Source organism: Stutzerimonas chloritidismutans (assembly GCF_051486945.1).
GTDB classification, from domain to species: domain Bacteria; phylum Pseudomonadota; class Gammaproteobacteria; order Pseudomonadales; family Pseudomonadaceae; genus Stutzerimonas; species Stutzerimonas chloritidismutans_B.
Genome location: NZ_JAHVDX010000001.1, coordinates 996,270 through 1,016,712, shown reverse-complemented (window position 1 = coordinate 1,016,712; position 20,443 = coordinate 996,270). Strand labels below are relative to the sequence as shown.

Here is a 20,443-nt window from a genome sequence, read left to right as displayed (position 1 = left end):
CGCTGGAGACCCCTATGCTTGATCTGATTCTCGGCGGTGCCCGCTCCGGCAAGAGCCGGCTGGCCGAGCGCCTCGCCAGCGCGAGCGGCCTGGCCGTGACCTACATCGCCACCAGCCAGCCACTCGACGGCGAAATGGCGGCGCGCATCGCCCAGCACCGCGCCCGCCGGCCGGCTGCTTGGGCGCTCGTCGAGGAGCCGCTGGCGCTCGCGACAACCTTGCGCCAGCACGCCCATCAGGATTCCTGCCTGCTGGTCGACTGCCTGACGCTGTGGTTGACCAACCTGCTCATGTTCGAGGATTCGGCACGCCTGGTCGAAGAGCGTGACGCGCTGCTCGACTGCCTGGCTGCGCTGCCTGGGCGCGTAGTTATGGTCAGCAACGAAACCGGACTTGGCGTGGTGCCCCTCGGCGAGCTGAGCCGCCGTTATGTCGATGAGGCAGGCTGGTTGCATCAGGCCATTGCAGCGCGCGCTGATCGGGTCGTCTTCACCGTGGCCGGTCTGCCGATGATTTTGAAAGGAGAACCGCTGTGAACGAGCTTTGGTGGCAGTCGGCCTGCCGTATGCCGAATGCAGAGGCGCGGAAGGCCGCGCAGCTACGCGATGCCGAGCTGACCAAACCGCTCGGTGCGCTCGGTCGCGTCGATGCGCTGGTGCCGACGCTTGCCGCCCTTCAGGGCCAAGAGCGACCCAGCCTCGATCGAGTCTGGATCAGCATTTTTGCGGGCGACCACGGTGTCGCCGCGGAGGGCGTTTCCGCGTTTCCGCAATCGGTGACCGGGCAGATGCTGGCCAACTTCGTCGGTGGGGGTGCAGCGATCAGCGTGCTGGCGCGGGAGCTGTCGGCCGTACTCGAAGTCATCGACCTGGGCACAGCTCACCCGGTCGGGCCACTGCCGGGCGTGCGTCACCTGGCGCTTGGCCCGGGTACGGCGAATTTCGTCGAGGGCGCAGCGATGACCGCCGAAACCTGCCATCAGGCGCTTGCAGCGGGCCGTGAGAGCGTATGTCGAGCGCAGGCGGAGCAGGGCACTGAACTGTTCATCGGCGGCGAGATGGGTATCGGCAACACCACCACGGCGGCCGCCCTGGCGTGCGCCTTGCTCGGCTGCGGCCCGCACGATCTGGCCGGCCCTGGGACCGGGCTGGATGCGGCAGGAGTTGCACACAAACGCGCCGTGATCGAGCGGGCGCTGGCGCTTCACGCTGGTCCGCATGATGCGTTTGGCTGGTTGCAGCGCCTCGGTGGTTTTGAACTGGCTGCGCTGACCGGGGCCTACCTGGCCTGTGCGCAGCAGGGGGTGGTCGCGCTGGTCGACGGGTTTATCTGCAGCGTCGCTGCGCTCTGTGCGGTGCGCCTGAATCCGGGTTGTCGCGAGTGGCTGCTGTTCGCTCACCGCTCAGCCGAGCCCGGTCACGTTGCGGTGCTCGAAGCACTCGACGCCAAGCCTTTGCTGGACCTAGGCCTGAGGCTGGGCGAGGGCAGTGGCGCGGCGCTCGCGGTGCCGCTGTTGCGCATGGCCTGTGCGCTGCATGCCGGCATGGCGACATTTGCCGAAGCAGCGGTGGCTGGGCAGCACGCATGAACCTGCACCTGGACATGCTGCGTCACGGCGAGACGGTTTCCGGTGGCGGCTTCCGTGGTCGCCTGGACGACGAGCTGACCGCCGACGGCTGGCAGCAGATGCGCCGCGCTGTGATTGGGCAAGCGCCCTGGTCGCGCATCATCAGTTCGCCATTGAAGCGATGCGCCCGGTTCGCCGCCGAACTGGCCGAACAGCATGGCGTCGCGCTTGAACTGGAACCGGGCTTCCGCGAGCTGGATTTCGGTGAGTGGGAAGGGCTGACCGCAGCCGCCCTGATGGTCGACCGGAGCGAGCAACTGGGGCGCTTTTGGCAGGACCCGTATGGTTTCACGCCGCCAGGTGGCGAGCCGCTCGTCGATTTCGAGGCGCGAGTTTTAACGGCCCTTGAGCAGGTCACCGATCGGTGGGCCGGGGAGCAGATCCTGCTGGTAACGCATGCCGGTGTGATGCGGCTGTTACTTGCCGAAGCACGTGGCCTGCCGCGCGAGCGGCTGCTCGACGTCGAAGTGCGGCATGGCAGCCTGTTCGGATTGAAGGTGGGTTTTCGCGACGCCACGCTTTGGCTGGAGGAGACATGCAACCAGTCCTGATCGCGCTGCAATTTCTCACCTGCCTGCCCATTCGCCTGCGGCAGATGCCCTCAGCCCGCGCCATCGGCCACTCGCTCCCTTTCTACCCGCTGGTAGGGCTTCTACTGGGGGGTGTGCTCTGGCTCCTCGCCGCACTGCTCGACACCTCGGCGCCGCCTCTGGTGGCGGCGTTGATGCTCGCTGTGTGGGTTGCGCTGACGGGCGCGCTGCACCTCGATGGGCTGGCCGACAGCGCTGATGCCTGGCTTGGTGGGCTTGGCGATCGCCAGCGGACGCTGGCCATCATGAAAGACCCGTGCAGCGGACCGGTGGCCGTCGTGGTGCTGGTCCTGGTGCTGTTGCTCAAATTCATCGCGCTTTGGGTACTCCTTGCCGAAGGTGACCGGTCAGCCTTGCTGCTGGCTCCGGTGCTTGGCCGTGCGGCACTGCCTGCGCTTTTCCTGCATACGCCTTATGTGCGGCCAGGCGGTTTGGGCCAAGCGCTCGCCGAGCACCTGCCGCGGCGGCAGGTTGGTTTGGCTTTGCTCGTGGTGGTGACCGGCTGCGTGCTGTTGGGCAGCGACGGCTGGCTGGCGCTGGCCGTGGCCTTGCTGGTCGGCGCGTTGGTACGGCGTGCGATGTACCGCCGGCTGGGCGGCACGACTGGCGATACGGCAGGCGCCCTGTTGGAGCTGGTCGAATGTGCCGTGCTGGTCGCGCTGGCGTTATGGGCCTGACCTTCAGCCAAGCAGCGCAACCGATTTGATCTGTGCCCACATCGGCTTGCCGGGGCCGATCTCAAGCTGATCGGCCGAGCGTCGCGTGATCCGTGCAAGCAGAGGCGTGCCCTGCGCATCGAGCCGTACCAGCACATGAGCGGGCGTGTCGGCGTCGGCCAGTTGCTCGACGCGAACAGGCAGCAGGTTGCTGATGCTGGTGCCCTGCGCCCGCTCCAGCGCAAGGCTGACATCCCGGGCATGCACGCGAAAGCGTAGGGGGTGGCCGATGGGTTCGTCCCGCAGACCGACCAGCACCTCGCCGCCGCTGAATCCGAGGCGGGTCAGGTGGTAGTGCGCGTCGTGCTCGGTAATCCGCGATTCGATGACCACACCGGCGTCGTCGCCGAACGCGGTCGGCAGGTCAAGGCGCGCCAGGGTTTCCCTTAGTTCGCCGTGCGCGATGACTCGCCCGTTTTCCAGCAGCACCAGGTGATCGGCCAGCCGCGCCACCTCATCCGGTGCGTGGCTGACGTAGAGCATGGCGATATCCAATTGGGCGTGCAGTCGTTCCAGGTACGGCAGTATTTCCGCCTTGCGCCCGGCATCCAGCGCGGCCAGTGGTTCGTCCATGAGCAGCAGCCGCGGGCTGGTCAGCAGGGCCCGGGCGATGGCGACGCGCTGGCGTTCGCCTCCGGAAAGCCGGTCGGGCGCGCGCTCGAGCAGGTTGCCGAGCCCGAGCAAATCGACCGCCTGGTCCCAGACCACGCGGTGTGCCTTGGTCGGCACCCGCTTCATGCCGAACTCGAGATTGCGACGCACGGAAAGATGGCTGAAGAGATTGGCCTCTTGGAAGACATAGCCGATTGCCCGCCGATGGGGTGGAACAAGCACGCCGCGCGTGGTATCCAGCCAACAGGCGCCGTCGACTTCCAGGTATCCGCGGGCATGCCGCTCCAAGCCGGCGATGCAACGCAGCAGGCTGGTCTTGCCGGAGCCTGAGGCACCGAAGAGGGCGGTTACGCCACGTCCGCTCAGGTCAAGATCCACATCGAGTTTGAACCCTGGGTAATCCAGTCGCAGCTTGGCGCGTATCGCGCGGGTCGTCTGGTTCATCCGCGCCACACCTGAGCGCGGCCGCCCCCGTAGAGCATCAGCAGTACGACGAAGGCGAAGGCCAGCATGCCGCCGGCGAGCCAGTGCGCCTGGGCGTACTCCATCGCCTCGACATGGTCGTAGATCTGTACGGACACCACGCGCGTCTTGTCCGGGATATTGCCGCCAATCATCAATACCACCCCAAACTCACCCACCGTATGGGCGAATCCCAGCACGCTGGCCGTGACGAACCCGGGCCGGGCAAGAGGCAGTACGACGTGAACGAAACGGTCCAGCGGGCTGGCGCGCAAGGTGGCGGCTGCTTCGAGCGGTCGATCGCCGATGGCCTCGAACGCGTTCTGCAGCGGCTGGATGACGAACGGCATTGAATAGAACACCGAGCCCACGACGAGCCCGGCAAAGCTGAAAGCCAGCGTACCCAAACCGAGCCATTGAGTGAGCTGGCCGACCGGACCGTTTGGCCCCATCGCGATCAGGAGATAAAAGCCCAGCACGCTTGGCGGCAGAACCAGCGGTAGCGCGACCACGGCACCGACCGGGCCACGCAGGGGCGAAGCGGTGCGCGCCAGCCACCAGGCAATGGGGGTGCCGATCATTAGAAGGATCAAGGTGGTGACGCTGGCGAGCTTGAGCGTTAGCCAAATCGCTGCGATCCCAGCGTCGTCAATCGGTAGCATCGGCGGCGTCCAGTTCGTAGCCATAGGTTTCGATCAGCGCTCTGGTCGACGGACGTTGCAGGTAGGCGAGCAGGGCGCGGCCTGCCGGGTTGTCGGCACTGGCTTGCAGCAGCACGGCATCCTGCCGTATCGGTGGGTGCCGATCCGGCGGCACGACCCAGGCGGAGCCCGCGACGTTGCCAGCGCTGTCGATCACCTGGGACAAGGCTACAAAGCCCAGCTCGGCGTTGCCGCTGGCGACGAACTGATGGGTCTGCGCAATGTTTTCACCCTGCACCAGCCGGCCCTGCAGCCTGGATTCGAGCCAGAGCGACGCCAGGGTCGCTATGGCTGCCGCGCCATAAGGCGCCGTCTTGGGGTTCGCCACCGCAAGGTGTGCGAACCCCTGCTCGCGGAGCACGTGGCCCTGGTTGTCGACGTAGCCGACGCGGGGCGACCACAGCACTAGAGTGCCAATGGCATAGGTGAACCGGCTACCTGCGGCGACCAGGCCATCCTGCTCGAGTTGCGCCGGGACTTTCTCATCGGCGGCCAACAGCACATCGAACGGCGCGCCATTGCGAATTTGCGCGTAGAGCTTGCCGGTCGAGCCAAAGACGAGTCCTACCCGGTGGCCGGTGTCGCGCTCGAAGCGCTCGGCGATAGCCTGCATGGGCGTACTGAAGTTGGATGCAACGGCGACGCGCACCTCGGCGGCATGGCTGACCCAGGGCAGGCAGATCAATGCGAGAACCAGCAAAAGGCGAAACGGCATGCGGGGCTCCTAGTCGACGGCGATGATGACGTGCGAGGCCTTGATCAGCGCCGTACAGGGCTGACCGAGCGCCAGGCCCAGCTCGGCGGCGCTTTCGTTCGTGATCACGGCGCCCAGGGTGCGATTGCCCGCCAGTGCAAGCTTGACGTCGCAATTGACGGCGCCGGGCGTCAGTGCGCTGATGGTCCCGGTGAGTCGGTTACGCGCGCTGATCCGAATGTCCGGGTCGGGAGACAGCAGGACGAAGCTGGCCTTGATCAGCGCAATTGCAGGCTTGCCGGGGCTGAGCTGGAGCTCGTCGATACTGTCATTGGTGAGCGTGGCGGTGATGGTCTGCCCTTCACCGATGTCCAGCTGCAGGCTGGCGTTGACCGCACCTTTCTCCACATGGGTGATGCGGCCTCGAAACTGGTTGCGCGCGCTGGTTTTCATGGCGATGGCCTTGAGCAATCGGTCGATGTCATCGAACCCCTCGATACCCCGCGATACCTCAGCGAGAAAGCGTTCGTATTCGTGCTGCATGCGGCGCCAAACGTGCAGCATCTCGCGGCCGAAGTCGGTCAGCTGCGTACCGCCACCACCCGCTCCGCCAGCTGCACGCGTAACCAGCGGGCGCTCGGACAGGTTGTTCATCGCATCGACCGCATCCCAGGCGGCCTTGTAGCTGAGCTTGGCGGCCTTGGCGGCCTGACTGATCGAGCCGGTGGCTTCGATCTGCTCCAGGAGCTCGATGCGCTTGCCGCCGAGATAGCCCTTCTCGCCCCGGTTGAACCAAAGGTGGCCATCGATGCGTAGCGAATCGAGCGGAGGGGAGTGGCTCATGGTGCGCTCCTTTGTCGTGCGGCCATTCTGCCAAGCGCTATATGTTTTTGTATATAACGCTATTCGACCGAATCGTTGCCGAGCCGCCAGCGGCGGAGTAGCGTGGCGGCGATCAGTCCAGGAGAAATGCCATGAAGCGTCACCTGCTTGCTGCGCTGTCCGTTTTATACGCTGGCTCGCTGCTGGCGGCCGAATGCCCGGCCGTGCTCGATCATGAGCTGCCAACCTTGCGCGCCAAGGGGACGGTTGACCTTTGCGAGCGATACCGCGGCAAGGCCTTGGTTGTCGTGAATACAGCCAGCTATTGCGGCTTCGCGCCGCAGTTCGAAGGGCTCGAGGCGCTCTACCAGCGCTACAAGGACGAGGGGCTGGAGATCCTGGGTGTGCCTTCAGATGACTTCTTTCAGGAGTCGGACGATGCCGCTGAGACCGCCGAAGTTTGCTACGTGAACTATGGCGTGACCTTTCAGATGACCCAGACGCAGCCGGTGCGTGGCCGTGATGCGACGCCGTTGTTCAAGGTGCTGGCTGAGCAGGCGGGTGGCGCGCCGCGCTGGAACTTCTACAAGTACGTGGTCGATCGTGAGGGGCGGGTCGTCGAGTACTTTTCCAGCAAGGTCGAGCCGGACGATCCGGCGTTGATCGCGGCAGTGGAAAAGGCGTTGGAGAAATAGGGAGAGCCCCGGCCGATCGGCCGGGGCGGGGTGCATCAGAAGCGGTAAGTCAGCCCGGCACCGAAGCCGTGGGCGCTGTTCTTGAAAGTCGCGTCGTAGTTGGCTACGAGCGCACCACCCTGGTAGGAGCGGCTGCGGCTGATGTCGACTTCCTCTTCCCGTAGGTAGGAGTAGGCCAGGTCGAGCGTGACGTCGTCCGTAGGATTCCACGCCAAGCCGAAGCTGATCGCGGTGCGATCGCCCGTTGGAATACGCGGCGAGCGATGGACATTGTTGGTCGGGCTCTGGTCAAACGCGAGGCCAGTGCGCAGCGTCCACTCCTTGTTCAGCTTGTACGCCGCACCGATCGCGTAGGACCAGGTGTCGTGCCAGTCCTGCTCTTCGACGATGGGAGCAAGATTGCCCTGCAGCGCCAGCGGGATGCCGTCGTTCTCGATGACGATGGCTTCGAAGCGGCTCCAGCGGGTCCACATGGCGCCTGCATATACCGTCCACTGGTCGTTGAGGTCGTGCGTCACCGACATGTCAACAGACTCGGGCGTATCGAGTTCCAGCGAGGCGTCGTACTTGCCCGAGGCACCAGACAGATCGAAGCTGCCGCCGGAGAGCTTGGTGTCACCCTCGAGCTTGTAAGCGACTTTCGAACGGTAGGTGATGCCAGCACGGGTGCTAGGCGTGAACTCGTAAAGCAAACCCGCGTTGAAACCGAGGGCGGTATCGTCGCCTTGAACCTTGACCTGACCATCGTTCGAGCCAAGCGGACCGAACGGGTTCGGGGACGCGCTGCGCAGCTCGCCGTCGATGCGGTTGATCGTCGGGCCGAAGCCAACGGACAACTTTTCATTGAACCGGTAGCTGACAGTGGGCTGTACGGTGATCACGCGTACTTCGCTGTAGTCACCAAAATAACGGCCCTGGTAGCCGCTTTCGTAATCGGTTACCAGACCGAACGGCACATAAATGCCGACGCCCACGGCCCACTTGTCGTCGACCGGCTTGACGTAATAGCCCATCGGTACGGCGGTGACCGGCACCATGTCGCCGTCGTTGCTGCCGCCATAGGGCAGGTTCAGGCCGCCCAATGCAGGGCCGGAGAACGAGCCCGAATTATCCTTGATATCCGTTTTGGCATTGATCGCGGCCATGCCGAAGCTGACTTCTTCGCGCTTGAGGCGGGACATGCCGGCCGGGTTGCCGAACAGGGTGGTAGCGTCGTCGGCGGAAGATGAGCGGCCGGCAAAGGAGGTGCCCATGCCGCTGATGCTTTGTTCGTTGAGGGCGAAGCCGGCAGCCATGGCCTGGGTGGAAAGGGCGCCTACGGCTACGGCGATTGCAGTCTTCAACCAAGTTGTTTTCATTGTTGTACTCCGGGGGAAAAAGCGGCTCGGACCCTATCAAGCTTCATTGATTCGCGGCAAACGAAAGAGTGCAATTTTTCGTAAAGCACGACGATTGGCGCCGATAAACGGTTTAACGCGCAATAAAACCATCCAGGCGAGGGCTGACCGATCGGTCAATTGCAGGGTCAGGCGACCGGGCGCTGCGGGTCTGTGATCCACTCGCTCCACGAACCCGGATAAAGGCGTACAAGCGGATGACCGGCGAGGCATAAAGCGAACAAGTTGTGGCAGGCCGTGACGCCCGATCCGCAGTAGGCCACCAGGCACTCGGGTGAGCCTCCGGCCAGCACGGGTGCGAAGCGCTCGGCGAGCTCGTGGGGCGCGCGGAAGCGGCCATTGGCGTCGAGGTTGTCGGTAAACGGCATGCAGTGGGCGCCGGGGATGTGGCCGGCGACCGGGTCGATGGGTTCCACTTCACCCAAAAAACGCGGCAGCCCACGGGCATCGAGCAGCCTGTACGTCTGGGATGCGAGTCCGGCGCGGATGCGTTCCGCATCGATGGTAAGCGTCTCGTCCGGCTGGCCAGCGAAATCACCGGCCGCTGCCTCGGTCTGCTGCTGCTCGATGGGCAGCCCCGCCTCGCACCAGGCCTTGTAGCCGCCATCCAGTATGAACAAGCCGTCGCGTTTGCCCAGCCACGCCAGCAACCACCAAGCCCGCGCGGCAAAGGCACCCGGGCCGTCGTCGTAAAGCACGACGGTGCTGTCACTGCTGATACCCCACTGGCGCAATCGGTCGATGAGGGCTTGCGCTTGTGGCAGTGGATGTCGCCCCGTCTTGCCGGGAACGACCGGGCCGGACAGGTCACGCTCGAGGTCGGCATGCTGCGCACCTGGGATGTGGCCGTCCCGGTAGCACGCGCTGCCCTGGGTCGGGTCATCCAGCGCGAAACGGCAGTCGAGAATGCGTAGATCGGGCTGGGACAGGCGCGTGGTCAAGGCGTGTGCGTCGATCAGTTGCGCGAGTGGCATGTGGAGGGCTCCTTTCGGTGACGCGGCACGTTAGCACGCCGGCGAGGGGCGCGATGTTTGCGCGGCGAACCGGCGGTCGCGATATATACTGCGCGACTTTCGATCGGAAGCCGGTCGCAAGCCGATAACCAAAGGAGGGCCTAGTGGCCATCGAAACTCAATGGGTCCTGGATGACGCGCACCTGGCCAGCCTGTGCGCCGAGTGGCGTCGGCTGCCGTATGTGGCGCTGGACACCGAGTTCATGCGGGTCGATACCTTCTACCCGATCGCGGCCCTGCTCCAGGTTGGCGATGGGCGCTGCGCCTACCTGATCGACCCCCTGCGAATCGAGGATTGGTCTGCTCTAGCCGATCTGCTGGAAGACACCGCGGTCGTCAAGGTGCTGCATGCCTGCAGCGAAGACCTGGAAGTGTTGTGGCGGCTCACCGGCAGCCTGCCCACGCCCTTGTTCGATACGCAGCTGGCGGCTGGTTACCTGAACATCGGTTTTTCCATGGGCTATTCGCGTCTGGTGCAAGCCGTGCTCGGGCTCGAGTTGCCCAAGGGCGAGACCCGTTCTGACTGGTTGCAGCGGCCGCTCAGCGAGACGCAAATCCAGTACGCGGTAGAAGATGCGCAGCATCTGGCAGAGCTTTACCAGGCGCTGGTGCCGCGCCTGTCGGACGACAAGCGTGCCTGGGTGCTCGATGATGGTGCCGAGTTGGTGGCCAACCTGCAGCGAGAAGTCGATCCCGACGAGGCCTATCGCGACGTCAAGCAGGCCTGGCGGCTAAAACCTCGCCAACTGGCGGTGCTTCGCGCGGTTACCGCCTGGCGTGAGCGGCAGGCGAGGGCGCGCAACCAGCCGCGCAACCGCGTCCTGCGCGAGCCCAGCCTGTGGCCGCTGGCGCGCACCCAGCCTGCCGATCTGGTCTCGCTGGCGCGGATCGACGACATGCATCCACGTACTGTCCGCCAGGACGGCGAGACACTGCTTGAGCTCATTCGCACCGCGGCAGCGCTCCCGGAGTCGCAATGGCCCGCGCCGCTGCCCGAGCCGCTGCCGCTGGAATGCTCGTCGCTGCTCAAGAAGCTGCGCGCCGTCGGTCAGCGCGAAGCGGAGAAGCTCGATATCGCCCCTGAGCTGATGCTGCGCAAGAAAGTGCTCGAAGCGCTGCTCAAGACCGGTTACCCGGACGGCCCGTATTCACTGCCCGATTCGCTGCGCGGCTGGCGCCGTGAACGCATGGGCCAGGCTCTGCTCGACGCTCTGGAAGGACAGCCATGAAACGCATCTGCTCGATCTACAAAAGCCTTCGCAAGAATGAAATGTACCTCTACGTCGACCGTGCCGAGGCGCTGACGCGCGTCCCTGAAGGCCTGCTCGCTGCCTTCGGCCCGCCCCAGCATGCCTTCGATCTCGTGCTGACGCCTGAGCGCAAACTGGCGCGCGAAGACATCCATAAAGTGCTCGAAAACATCGAGGCTCAAGGTTTTCATCTGCAGATGCCGCCGCCTGACGACGACTACATCGAACACCTTCCAGAAGAGCTGCTCCGTCGCAACGACCCCGCCTGACGGAAGCCTTCGTGCCGACGGTCGGCGGTGGATGGCCGCAGGCCCCGGGATGCTTGGCCGCCCCTGTGGCAATGGCTAGACTCGCGTCTTTATTCAAGGCAGCACGATTCATGGCGGCGAAAGTCGAACCCTTCTGGAAGCGCAAGACCCTGGCCGAACTCGATGCCGAGGAATGGGAGTCGCTATGCGACGGCTGCGGCCTGTGTTGCCTGCAGAAGCTTGAGGACGAGGAAGACGGCAGCGTCTACTACACCCGCATCGCCTGCAAGCTGCTTGACCTGAAGAGCTGCCGCTGCAGTGACTATTCGAACCGCCGTGCCAGCGTGCCCGATTGCGTGCAACTCACTGCCGCCGATGCCGCGCAGTTCAAATGGCTGCCGCCGACTTGCGGCTACCGCCTGGTTGCCGAGGGCAAGGATTTGCCGCTCTGGCATCATCTCGTCTGTGGCGATCCTGACGCCGTGCATGCCGAGCGCATTTCACAATCCGGGCGGATGCTCGCCGAAGGCACCGTCGCGGAGGATGACTGGGAAGACCACCTGATTTTCCGCGCCGGCTGACGCTGGTTGCCGAATCGTCGCACCGAACCTGACTTGGAGACGCCTGATGCCCCTTCGCCAGCTTCTGCTGTTTGTCGTCCTGTCCTTTGCCGTTGGGCAAGGCCACGCTGCCAAGCGGGTCGATCTGGACATCAACGTCAAGTTCGTACCCGACGAGGACATAGCGGAAGTGGAGCTAGTTCTGGAAGAGGGCACGGCGGTCCGTTACGTCAACTTCAACCTGGGCGACGACGCGCTCTACAGCGACTTCGACGCCGATTCCGAGGCTGCATGGCAAGTTGAAGACGGGCGAGGTGTATGGCGGCCTGGCGAAGGTGAGGCCCGCTTGTCCTACCGGGTGAAGATCAGCCATCAGCGCAAGAGCGGGCGTTTCGATGCGCGCATGACGCCGGACTGGGCGCTGGTTCGCGGAGATGATCTGGTGCCGGCGGCGCGAATCGACCAGCAGGATGGCGTACGCCTGGTATCCCGGTTGGCCTTCTCGTTGCCCGACGGCTGGAAGAGCGTCGAAACCGGCTGGCCGCGCATCGGCAAGCATCGTTTTCGTATCGACAACAATGAGCGGCTGTTCGACCGCCCAACCGGTTGGATACTGGCTGGCAAGCTGGGCACGCGTCGAGCGCGGCTCGGGGAAACCGATGTAACGGTAGCCGCCCCAGTTGGCGAAGGCGTGCGGCGCATGGATATCCTCACGTTGCTCACGTTCGTCTGGCCGGAAGTACAAGGCGTCTTTCCGCGCGACCCGAAGAAGTTGCTGATCGTCGGTGCGGGCGATCCCATGTGGCGAGGCGGGCTGTCGGGTCCCAATTCGCTGTTCATGCATGCCGATCGACCGATGGTCAGCGAAAACGGCACGAGCTCTCTGGTGCATGAATTGGTGCACGTGTTCAGTCGGATATCCGATGCCGATCGCAGCGACTGGATCAGCGAAGGGTTGGCTGAGTACTACGCCATCGAGCTGATGCGGCGTGCAGGTGGGCTCAGTGAGGACCGCTACCAGCGGGTCCGCGAGCATCTTACTGAGTGGAGTCGAAAGGTCGACAGCCTGCGTGGGGAGCGATCCAGCGGGCCAGTCACGGCGCGCGCGGTCTTGCTGCTCCAGGAGCTCGACAAGGAGATTCGTCAGCGCAGCAAGAGCCGGCATTCGCTCGATGACGTGGCGCGCGGCCTGATGCGACTCGATCGCGTCACCACGAAGGATTTCATCGACATCACTGAAACCCTGCTTGGTGGTGCGTCGTCGGTGCTCGATACACGGCTGCTGCGCTAACCGGCGCGCGCGTCGGCGCTTTCGGCGCACGGCGTGACGCGCCATGTCCGATCTACTGGTGGTCCTGCTGTCAGCCCCTGGCCCTTGGCCTAGGCACGGGGCGGAGTCAGTGTCGAATAGCTTGATTCAATCTTATTTATCCTCTATGCGGGCGGCGTCGGCCCGATATAATGCGGCCCTTTGCCGGCGATCTGTTCGGTCGTGGCGAACCGGCTCCCGGTATCGCGTCGCCGCGTCGATCTTGCAGCTGTTCGGCCGCAGTCTTCTGGAAGAAAACTATGAAAAGCGCTGAAATCCGTGAAGCCTTCCTCCGATTCTTCGAAGAGAAGGGCCACACGCGTGTGGCCTCCAGTTCGCTGATCCCCGCGAACGATCCGACCCTTCTGTTCACCAATGCCGGCATGAACCAGTTCAAGGACTGCTTCCTAGGCCTGGAAAAGCGCGCCTATACCCGCGCCACCACCAGCCAGAAATGTGTACGCGCGGGCGGCAAGCACAACGACCTGGAAAACGTCGGCTACACCGCGCGCCATCACACGTTCTTCGAGATGCTGGGCAACTTCAGCTTCGGCGATTATTTCAAGCGCGACGCCATCGCCTACGCCTGGGAGTTTCTCACCTCGGATAAGTGGCTCAACCTGCCCAAGGAAAAGCTTTGGGTTACCGTCTACGCCAGCGATGACGAGGCCTACGATATCTGGACCAAGGACGTCGGAATCCCGGCTGAGCGCATGGTCCGCATTGGTGACAACAAGGGTGCGCCCTATGCATCCGACAATTTCTGGGCGATGGGTGACACGGGGCCGTGTGGCCCGTGCACCGAGATATTCTTCGATCACGGTGAGCACATCTGGGGCGGCCCGCCCGGCTCGCCGGACGAAGACGGTGACCGCTACATCGAGATCTGGAATAACGTCTTCATGCAGTTCAACCGCACGGCCGATGGCGAGTTGCATCCGTTGCCGGCGCCCAGCGTCGATACCGGCATGGGGCTCGAGCGCATCAGCGCGGTGTTGCAGCATGTCAATTCGAACTACGAAATCGATCTGTTCCAGAGCCTGCTGAACGCCTCTGCCGAAGCCATCGGCTGTCAGAACGAAGGGCAGGCCTCGCTCAAGGTCGTCGCCGACCACATCCGCTCCTGCGGCTTTCTCATCGCTGATGGCGTGACGCCGTCGAACGAAGGCCGTGGCTACGTGCTGCGTCGCATCATTCGCCGCGCTTGCCGACACGGCAACAAGCTCGGCGCGAAGGGTAGCTTCTTCTACAGGATTGTCGCGGCGCTTGTGGCCGAGATGGGCGACGCGTTCAGCGAATTGAAAACTCAGCAAGCGCACATTGAACGCGTACTGAAGAACGAGGAAGAGCAATTCGCCAAGACCCTGGAGCAAGGCTTGAAGATCCTCGAGCAGGATCTGGTCGAGCTGGAGGGCGGCGTCATCCCTGGCGAGGTCATCTTCAAGCTGTACGACACCTACGGCTTCCCGGTGGATTTGACCGGCGATATCGCCCGCGAGCGCGAGCTGACGCTCGACGAGGAAGGTTTCGAACGCGAGATGCAAGCGCAGCGCGAGCGCGCCCGGTCCGCCAGTGCGTTCGGCATGGATTACAACAGCTTGGTCAAGGTAGAGGGCGAGACCCGCTTCATCGGTTACCAGGGGACTCATGGCGAAGGCAAGGTGCTGGCCCTGTTCAAGGAAGGGATGGCCGTCCAGCACCTCGGTGCGGGCGAGGAGGGCGTGGTGGTTCTCGACCAGACACCGTTCTATGCCGAGTCCGGCGGGCAGATCGGTGATTGTGGCTTCCTCTCGGCCGAAGGGTTGCGCTTCGATGTGCGCGATACCAGCAAAGCGGGGGGCGCTTTCCTGCATCACGGGGTTCTTGATTGCGGCCAGCTTGTGGTAGGTGCCGCCGTCACGGCGACCGTCGATGCTTCGGTTCGCCAGGCGACTGCGCTCAATCATTCGGCCACGCACCTGCTGCATGCGGCCTTGCGTCAGATCCTCGGCGAGCACGTCAGTCAGAAAGGCTCGCTAGTCGACAGTCAGCGGCTACGCTTCGATTTCAGTCATTTCGAGGCCATCAAGCCCGAGCAGCTCAAGGCGTTGGAAGACAAGGTCAACGCCGAAATTCGTGGCAACTCGGCGGTGGAGATCGAGGAGACCGACATCGATACGGCCAAGCGCAAGGGCGCGATGGCGCTGTTCGGTGAAAAGTATGGCGATCAGGTTCGCGTATTGACGATGGGCGGCGGATTCTCGGTCGAGTTATGTGGCGGAACGCACGTGAAGCGGACCGGCGATATTGGTCTGTTCAAGATCATTAGCGAAGGCGGCGTTGCTGCGGGTGTCAGGCGTATCGAGGCGCTGACCGGCGATGCTGCGTTCGCCTATCTCGTAGGCGCCGAGGAGCAACTGAAGGAAGCGGCGGCGTTGGTCAAGGGCAGCCGCGACACGCTGGTGGACAAGCTCAACGGTGTGCTTGAGCGCAATCGCCAGCTGGAGAAAGAGCTCGAGCAGTTGAAGGCCAAAGCAGCCAGCGCGACCGGCAACGATCTCGCCGGCTCCGCGGTCGAGATCAATGGCGTGAAGGCATTGTCGGCGCGGCTGGACGGCCTCGATGGCAAGGCACTGCTTGCGCTGGTCGACCAATTGAAGAACAAGCTCGGCAGCGGCGTCATCCTGCTTGGCGGTGTGCACGATGAGAAAGTCGTTCTGGTTGCAGGTGTAACCCAGGATCTGACCAGTCGCTACAAGGCGGGTGACCTGATGAAACAGGCAGCCGCGGCCGTCGGCGGTAAAGGCGGCGGTCGCCCCGACATGGCTCAGGGGGGCGGCAGCGACGCGAGTCAGCTGGACGATGCACTGGCACTGGTCCGTTCGTTCGTCGAAGGCCAGTAGCGCCGGGCTGGCGGCTGCCCGAGCGGGGTGGCCGCTGGGGTCGAAAGTATCAATGAGCGCCCGTGACGGGCTTAGGCGGCAATGAAATGGCGTTGATCGTACAGAAGTTTGGAGGTACCTCGGTGGGCTCTGTAGAGCGCATCGAGCAGGTGGCTGCGAAGGTCAAGAAGTTCCGCGACAACGGTGACGACATCGTTGTAGTGGTTTCGGCCATGAGTGGTGAAACCAACCGGCTGATCGACTTGGCCAAACAGATTAGCGAGCAGCCCGTTGCGCGCGAGCTCGACGTCATGGTCTCGACGGGCGAGCAGGTAACCATCGCCTTGCTGGCAATGGCGCTCATCAAGATTGGTGTTCCGGCCGTGTCCTATACCGGCAGCCAGGTACGCATCCTCACCGATAGCGCTTTCACCAAGGCGCGAATTCTTCAGATCGATGCGCAAAACATCCACAAGGAGCTCAGGGCCGGCCGTGTGGTGGTCGTGGCGGGATTCCAGGGTGTCGACGAGGCCGGCAACATCACCACGCTGGGGCGTGGGGGCTCGGATACCACCGGCGTTGCGCTGGCGGCGGCGCTGAAAGCGGATGAATGCCAGATCTATACCGACGTGGACGGCGTTTACACTACTGACCCGCGTGTGGTGGCCAAGGCCCAGCGGTTGGACAAGATCACGTTCGAGGAAATGCTCGAGATGGCCAGTCTGGGCTCGAAGGTGCTGCAGATTCGCGCCGTGGAGTTCGCCGGCAAGTACAGCGTGCCGTTGCGCGTGTTGCACAGCTTTCAAGAGGGTCCGGGAACCCTCATTACCCTAGATGAAGAGGAATCCATGGAACAGCCCATCATTTCTGGCATCGCTTTCAATCGTGACGAGGCCAAGCTGACCATCCGTGGGGTGCCGGATACGCCCGGCGTTGCGTTCAAGATCCTCGGCCCGATCAGTGCGGCTAATGTCGAGGTCGACATGATCGTGCAGAACGTCGCGCACGATAACACCACCGATTTCACCTTCACCGTGCACCGCAACGACTACCATAACGCGCTGCAGGTGCTTGAAGGTATCGCTCGTGAAATGGGCGCGCGCGAAGTCATCGGCGACACCGACATCGCCAAGGTGTCGATCGTCGGCGTAGGCATGCGCTCCCATGCAGGTGTCGCTAGTCGCATGTTCGAAGCCTTGGCAAAAGAAAATATCAACATTCAGATGATTTCGACGTCAGAGATCAAGGTGTCCGTCGTGATCGAAGAGAAGTACCTGGAGCTCGCAGTGCGCGCGCTGCATACGGCTTTCGAACTGGACGCTCCCGCCGGGAAAGTGGAGTGATCATGCAGGAGAGCAGCCTGAACCGGCACCATCTGTCGATTCGGGCGGCATAAAAGGAACTTTAGGCTCTCGCAAGCTGGTCAATAGCTGGTGAAAGGCTCTAGGCTCAATGTCTTACGGAACATTATCCGTCTTTATCTTTGCAGACTGCTTACTGAACTGAATCCGTTTTTAAGGAGAAAGGAATGCTGATTCTGACTCGCCGGGTCGGAGAGACCCTGATGGTCGGTGACGATGTGACGGTCACTGTACTGGGTGTCAAGGGAAACCAGGTGCGCATTGGCGTTAATGCACCAAAGGAAGTCGCGGTGCACCGTGAGGAGATTTACCAGCGGATCCAGAAAGAGAAGGACTCGGAACCAAACCATTAATTTTGTTTGATTTTTGGCTTTGCAAACGGGGTGAAGATGGGTATGATGCGCCCCGTGTTGCGGAGAGGTGGCCGAGTGGCCGAAGGCGCTCCCCTGCTAAGGGAGTACACCTCAAAAGGGTGTCGGGGGTTCGAATCCCCCCTTCTCCGCCATATTGCATTGTGTGGTTGTGGTGGTTTTGCTGTAGCGGATGTGGTTGAAATCATTGAAGCAAATAGCTTGACCGAGAAAATCGCGAACATATAATGCGCACCCTCAGCGCACTCATAGCTCAGCTGGATAGAGTACTCGGCTACGAACCGAGCGGTCGGAGGTTCGAATCCTCCTGAGTGCGCCACACTGGAAGTTGGTTGCTGTCAGGCAACAAGCTTTTGAAACCAGAAGCGATCTGGTCTACCAAGCGCTAATGCACTCATAGCTCAGCTGGATAGAGTACTCGGCTACGAACCGAGCGGTCGGAGGTTCGAATCCTCCTGAGTGCGCCAACTAAAAGAAGGGCCTGCAGCGATGCAGGCCCTTTTTCATTTCGGATTATTTCCGCACGCAACCTTGTTCATCGAAGCTTACGGTCTTGCTGCCGCCTCGCTCGGCCTGGTAGCGATACTGGACGCGTCCGTTGCGCTGAGTGATGCCATCTGGCTTGCCCAGGGCGCTTTCCACATCCATGCGGGTCATGCCTGGCTGCACCTTGCCAGCAATGATCGCGCTACGCCGTTCGTTGCCGGTCACTCGGTTGCCGCAGCCATCGTCGCGCTCTCCAACCACTACAACCGAATCCTCGGACGAACGCCTGCGTGCTGTCTTGGGTACGGCGAGTGGTGTCATCCGTTTCGTACTTGGCGTTGGGTTACGGGCGTCCTGCAGGGCAAGCGCTTGATCGGTCGGGCAGCCCTGGCGGGTGAACGTCGTGTGGCCTGCACTGTCAACGCAGCGGTAGACCGTTGCAGCGGTTGCAGGTGTATTGCCTATCAATAGGGCGCAGAAGCACGCCGTAGCCATGGCCTTCATCAATGTCGTCCTCCTTGACGATTGAGGGGCCAGCCTAACCGACAAATTCGTCCTGTGCTTCCGTGCCTTCTTTCAACGTGAAGGCGTCGACAATGAGGATGTGCGGGTGATCACCACGCATCTTGTGCAAGCGGTTGTATTGCCGTGCATTTCGTGGGCTGATCAAGTGCGCGGTGTTAATATGCCGCCGTCCGCCCGTCCGGGTTTGTGGATTTCCCTCATGGACTTACCCAGTAGATACAAGAACAGTTTCGCTAGCCAACCGCGTATCGAATGATTGATCCCTGGCGCACGCCTGTTGCTGGGGTGGAGTGCGCCATGACCGAAGTAGAAGCAAAGAAGCCGCAGGAAAGTCTCCAGGATCGCCTGGCACAGGTCGTCGAGCTGCTCCATCGACACAAAATCGTCGAAGATCTGGCTCACCGTCAGAGCCAGGAGGGCCAGCATCAGGAGCTGGTCGATCAGCTGGTGCACCGGCAAAACCTGGTTGAGCTACAACGCCGCCTCGAAGTTCTTCACCCAGCTGATATCGCTCACATTCTCGAGGCGCTACCGCTCGATGATCGCCTGACCGTCTGGCAACTGGTCAAGTCGGAGCGTGACGGTGACATCTTGCTCGAGGTGTCCGACGCTGTGCGCGAGACGCTGATCGCCGATATGGACGATCACGAGCTGCTTGCCGCTGCGAAAGAATTGGACGCTGACGAGCTTGCCGACTTGGCCGCCGAGCTGCCGCGAGATGTTGTCCATGAGTTGATGGAAACCCTCGATGCGCAGCAGCGCGAGCGTGTGCGCTCCGCCTTGTCGTATGAGGACGATCAGGTCGGCGCGTTGATGGACTTCGAGATGGTGACTATCCGGGAGGATGTCAGTCTCGAGGTGGTGCTGCGTTACCTGCGCCGCCTGAAAGAGCTCCCCGGGCACACCGACAAGCTCTTCGTGGTCGATTACGACGGCGTTCTCAAGGGCGTTCTGCCGATCAAGCGGCTGCTCGTGAACGATCCGGACAAGCAAGTGGCCGATGTCATGGCCAGTGATCCGGTCACCTTCCACCCGGATGAGGATGCTTACGAGGCCGCGCAGGCCTTCGAGCGTTATGACCTCGTTTCCACGCCGGTCGTGGACAAGAGTGGCAAGCTGATCGGGCGCTTGACCATCGACGAGATGGTCGACCTGATCCGCGAGGAGAGCGAGAGCGAAGTCCTCAACATGGCCGGCCTGCGCGAGGAGGAGGATATCTTCGCCTCGGTTTGGAAGTCGCTGCGTAACCGCTGGGCCTGGCTCGCGGTTAATCTGATCACCGCCTTCGTGGCCTCGCGCGTGATTGGCCTGTTCGACGGTTCGATCGAGAAATTGGTTGCGCTGGCCGCCCTGATGCCTATTGTCGCCGGGATCGGCGGTAATTCGGGTAATCAGACAATCACAATGATCGTCCGGGCCATGGCACTCGATCAGCTTGGTACCGGCAACAGCACGAGATTGCTGCGCAAGGAAGCAGGCGTCGGCCTGCTTAATGGCCTGATATGGGGCGGCGTCATCGGGTTCGTTGTGTATTGGCTTTACGGAAGCTGGTCGCTCGGCGTGGTCATGACAGCGGCGATGACGCTCAATCTGTTGCTTGCCGCGCTTATGGGCGTGTTGATTCCGATGACGCTGGCGCGCCTGGGCCGCGATCCCGCGCTGGGCTCAAGTGTGATGATTACGGCTGTGACGGACAGCGGGGGGTTTTTCATATTCCTTGGGCTGGCAACGCTGTTCCTGCTCTGATTCTTGACGGGGTGCGTCCCCTTGACGTTTGCCTTGGGTTCGTAGTTCGGGCTACTGTTCTCGGGTTTCGCTTCTGGCGAGACCCAAGAACATGATGCGAATAACAGGCGGCCCGAGCTGCTGATCTAAAAGGGAAAGCCCAATGACCCCTAGCGAACTCCTGCTTGAAGGCGTCGAACTGATGCTATTCGGCCTGGGCTCTGTCTTCATCTTCCTCGTTCTGTTGATCGCCTGCATACGCCTGATGTCGTCGCTGGCAAGCCGCTTCGACACGGCAGCCCGTGCCCAGCCGCACAGTCCGGTGCCGGTTGCGGCAGCATCTGACGTAGATGCCGACGTTCTCGCTGCCATCCAGGCTGCCATCCATCAGCACCGCGCTCGTCGCGGTTGACCCGGA

The 20,443-nt window shown here is 62.6% G+C and carries 21 protein-coding genes and 3 tRNA genes; 17 read left to right on the top strand and 7 right to left on the bottom strand.

The genetic code is table 11. From position 1 onward, the window contains the following. The first annotated feature begins 14 nt into the window (after positions 1–14). From cobU to KXR72_RS04560, 4 genes are read left to right on the top strand one after another with little or no spacing between them, the layout of a single operon-like run. On the top strand, positions 15–536 hold the full coding sequence (cobU, locus tag KXR72_RS04575; protein ID WP_437419902.1) for a bifunctional adenosylcobinamide kinase/adenosylcobinamide-phosphate guanylyltransferase: 522 nt from the start codon (positions 15–17) through the stop codon (positions 534–536). Beyond that, on the top strand, positions 533–1,588 hold the full coding sequence (cobT, locus tag KXR72_RS04570; RefSeq protein ID WP_437419901.1) for a nicotinate-nucleotide--dimethylbenzimidazole phosphoribosyltransferase: 1,056 nt from the start codon (positions 533–535) through the stop codon (positions 1,586–1,588). The genes cobU and cobT overlap by 4 nt, the downstream gene beginning before the upstream one ends. Further along, positions 1,585–2,178, top strand: coding sequence for an alpha-ribazole phosphatase family protein (cobC, locus tag KXR72_RS04565; protein WP_437419900.1), 594 nt, complete (start codon positions 1,585–1,587; stop codon positions 2,176–2,178). Before cobT ends, cobC begins: the two co-directional genes overlap by 4 nt. Beyond that, entirely contained in the window at positions 2,163–2,894 is a 732-nt protein-coding gene (locus KXR72_RS04560; RefSeq protein ID WP_437419899.1) for an adenosylcobinamide-GDP ribazoletransferase, read from the top strand. The genes cobC and KXR72_RS04560 overlap by 16 nt, the downstream gene beginning before the upstream one ends. Before the next feature lie 3 nt (positions 2,895–2,897). On the opposite strand, the gene modC is transcribed toward KXR72_RS04560, so the two are convergent. The 4 genes from modC to KXR72_RS04540 are packed head-to-tail and all read right to left on the bottom strand — an operon-like array spanning position 2,898 to position 6,245. Continuing rightward, positions 2,898–3,989 (bottom strand): molybdenum ABC transporter ATP-binding protein, encoded by a 1,092-nt coding sequence (gene modC / locus KXR72_RS04555; RefSeq protein WP_437419898.1) that lies wholly within the window; start codon positions 3,987–3,989, stop codon positions 2,898–2,900. After that, positions 3,986–4,669, bottom strand: coding sequence for a molybdate ABC transporter permease subunit (modB, locus tag KXR72_RS04550; protein ID WP_437419897.1), 684 nt, complete (start codon positions 4,667–4,669; stop codon positions 3,986–3,988). Before modB ends, modC begins: the two co-directional genes overlap by 4 nt. Then, on the bottom strand, positions 4,656–5,423 hold the full coding sequence (modA, locus tag KXR72_RS04545) for a molybdate ABC transporter substrate-binding protein (protein ID WP_437419896.1): 768 nt from the start codon (positions 5,421–5,423) through the stop codon (positions 4,656–4,658). Before modA ends, modB begins: the two co-directional genes overlap by 14 nt. A gap of 9 nt (positions 5,424–5,432) precedes the next feature. Then, a complete protein-coding gene (locus tag KXR72_RS04540) occupies positions 5,433–6,245 on the bottom strand; it encodes a TOBE domain-containing protein (protein WP_437419895.1) in 813 nt (270 codons plus the stop codon). Positions 6,246–6,376: 131 nt separating this feature from the next. On the opposite strand from KXR72_RS04540, the gene KXR72_RS04535 reads away from it, so the two are divergent. Continuing rightward, complete coding sequence (locus KXR72_RS04535; protein ID WP_437419894.1) at positions 6,377–6,919, top strand: glutathione peroxidase; 543 nt, start codon at positions 6,377–6,379, stop codon at positions 6,917–6,919. Positions 6,920–6,954: 35 nt separating this feature from the next. Here the strand turns inward: KXR72_RS04535 and KXR72_RS04530 are convergent, their stop codons facing one another. Beyond that, positions 6,955–8,277: an OmpP1/FadL family transporter gene (locus tag KXR72_RS04530; RefSeq protein WP_437419893.1), complete on the bottom strand. Its 1,323-nt coding sequence runs from the start codon at positions 8,275–8,277 to the stop codon at positions 6,955–6,957. A gap of 167 nt (positions 8,278–8,444) precedes the next feature. Next, entirely contained in the window at positions 8,445–9,290 is an 846-nt protein-coding gene (locus tag KXR72_RS04525; RefSeq protein WP_437419892.1) for a sulfurtransferase, read from the bottom strand. Between the two features lie 143 nt (positions 9,291–9,433). Between KXR72_RS04525 and rnd the strand changes: the two genes are divergently transcribed. From rnd to KXR72_RS04475, 10 genes are all read left to right on the top strand, one after another. Beyond that, positions 9,434–10,558 (top strand): ribonuclease D, encoded by a 1,125-nt coding sequence (gene rnd, locus KXR72_RS04520; protein ID WP_437419891.1) that lies wholly within the window; start codon positions 9,434–9,436, stop codon positions 10,556–10,558. Next, entirely contained in the window at positions 10,555–10,848 is a 294-nt protein-coding gene (locus KXR72_RS04515; RefSeq protein WP_437419890.1) for a YcgL domain-containing protein, read from the top strand. The genes rnd and KXR72_RS04515 overlap by 4 nt, the downstream gene beginning before the upstream one ends. A 110-nt stretch (positions 10,849–10,958) precedes the next feature. After that, positions 10,959–11,408 carry a YcgN family cysteine cluster protein gene (locus KXR72_RS04510; RefSeq protein WP_437419889.1) on the top strand — a complete coding sequence of 150 codons (450 nt, stop codon included), beginning with the start codon at positions 10,959–10,961 and terminating at the stop codon, positions 11,406–11,408. A 46-nt stretch (positions 11,409–11,454) separates the two neighbouring features. Continuing rightward, the gene (locus KXR72_RS04505) at positions 11,455–12,678 is read left to right on the top strand and encodes a hypothetical protein (protein WP_437419888.1); all 1,224 of its coding nucleotides are present in this window, start codon (positions 11,455–11,457) and stop codon (positions 12,676–12,678) included. 278 nt (positions 12,679–12,956) lie between these two features. Then, entirely contained in the window at positions 12,957–15,578 is a 2,622-nt protein-coding gene (gene alaS, locus KXR72_RS04500) for an alanine--tRNA ligase (protein ID WP_437419887.1), read from the top strand. Positions 15,579–15,664: 86 nt separating this feature from the next. Then, positions 15,665–16,900: an aspartate kinase gene (locus KXR72_RS04495; protein ID WP_437419886.1), complete on the top strand. Its 1,236-nt coding sequence runs from the start codon at positions 15,665–15,667 to the stop codon at positions 16,898–16,900. A gap of 185 nt (positions 16,901–17,085) precedes the next feature. After that, positions 17,086–17,271, top strand: a complete 186-nt coding sequence (csrA, locus tag KXR72_RS04490; RefSeq protein WP_243606469.1) for a carbon storage regulator CsrA — start codon at positions 17,086–17,088, stop codon at positions 17,269–17,271. A 61-nt stretch (positions 17,272–17,332) separates the two neighbouring features. Beyond that, positions 17,333–17,423: transfer RNA gene (locus KXR72_RS04485), tRNA-Ser, on the top strand. Positions 17,424–17,531: 108 nt separating this feature from the next. Then, positions 17,532–17,608, top strand: a tRNA-Arg gene (locus KXR72_RS04480). A gap of 71 nt (positions 17,609–17,679) precedes the next feature. Further along, a tRNA-Arg gene (locus tag KXR72_RS04475) sits at positions 17,680–17,756 on the top strand. A 46-nt stretch (positions 17,757–17,802) separates the two neighbouring features. Here KXR72_RS04475 and KXR72_RS04470 read toward each other — a convergent pair. Beyond that, entirely contained in the window at positions 17,803–18,279 is a 477-nt protein-coding gene (locus KXR72_RS04470; protein WP_437419885.1) for a DUF4124 domain-containing protein, read from the bottom strand. A gap of 318 nt (positions 18,280–18,597) precedes the next feature. Between KXR72_RS04470 and mgtE the strand changes: the two genes are divergently transcribed. Together mgtE and KXR72_RS04460 are read left to right on the top strand one after the other, a co-directional pair. Continuing rightward, complete coding sequence (mgtE, locus tag KXR72_RS04465; RefSeq protein WP_437419884.1) at positions 18,598–20,046, top strand: magnesium transporter; 1,449 nt, start codon at positions 18,598–18,600, stop codon at positions 20,044–20,046. A 142-nt stretch (positions 20,047–20,188) separates the two neighbouring features. Further along, complete coding sequence (locus tag KXR72_RS04460; protein ID WP_437419883.1) at positions 20,189–20,437, top strand: OadG family protein; 249 nt, start codon at positions 20,189–20,191, stop codon at positions 20,435–20,437. Positions 20,438–20,443 lie beyond the last annotated feature (6 nt).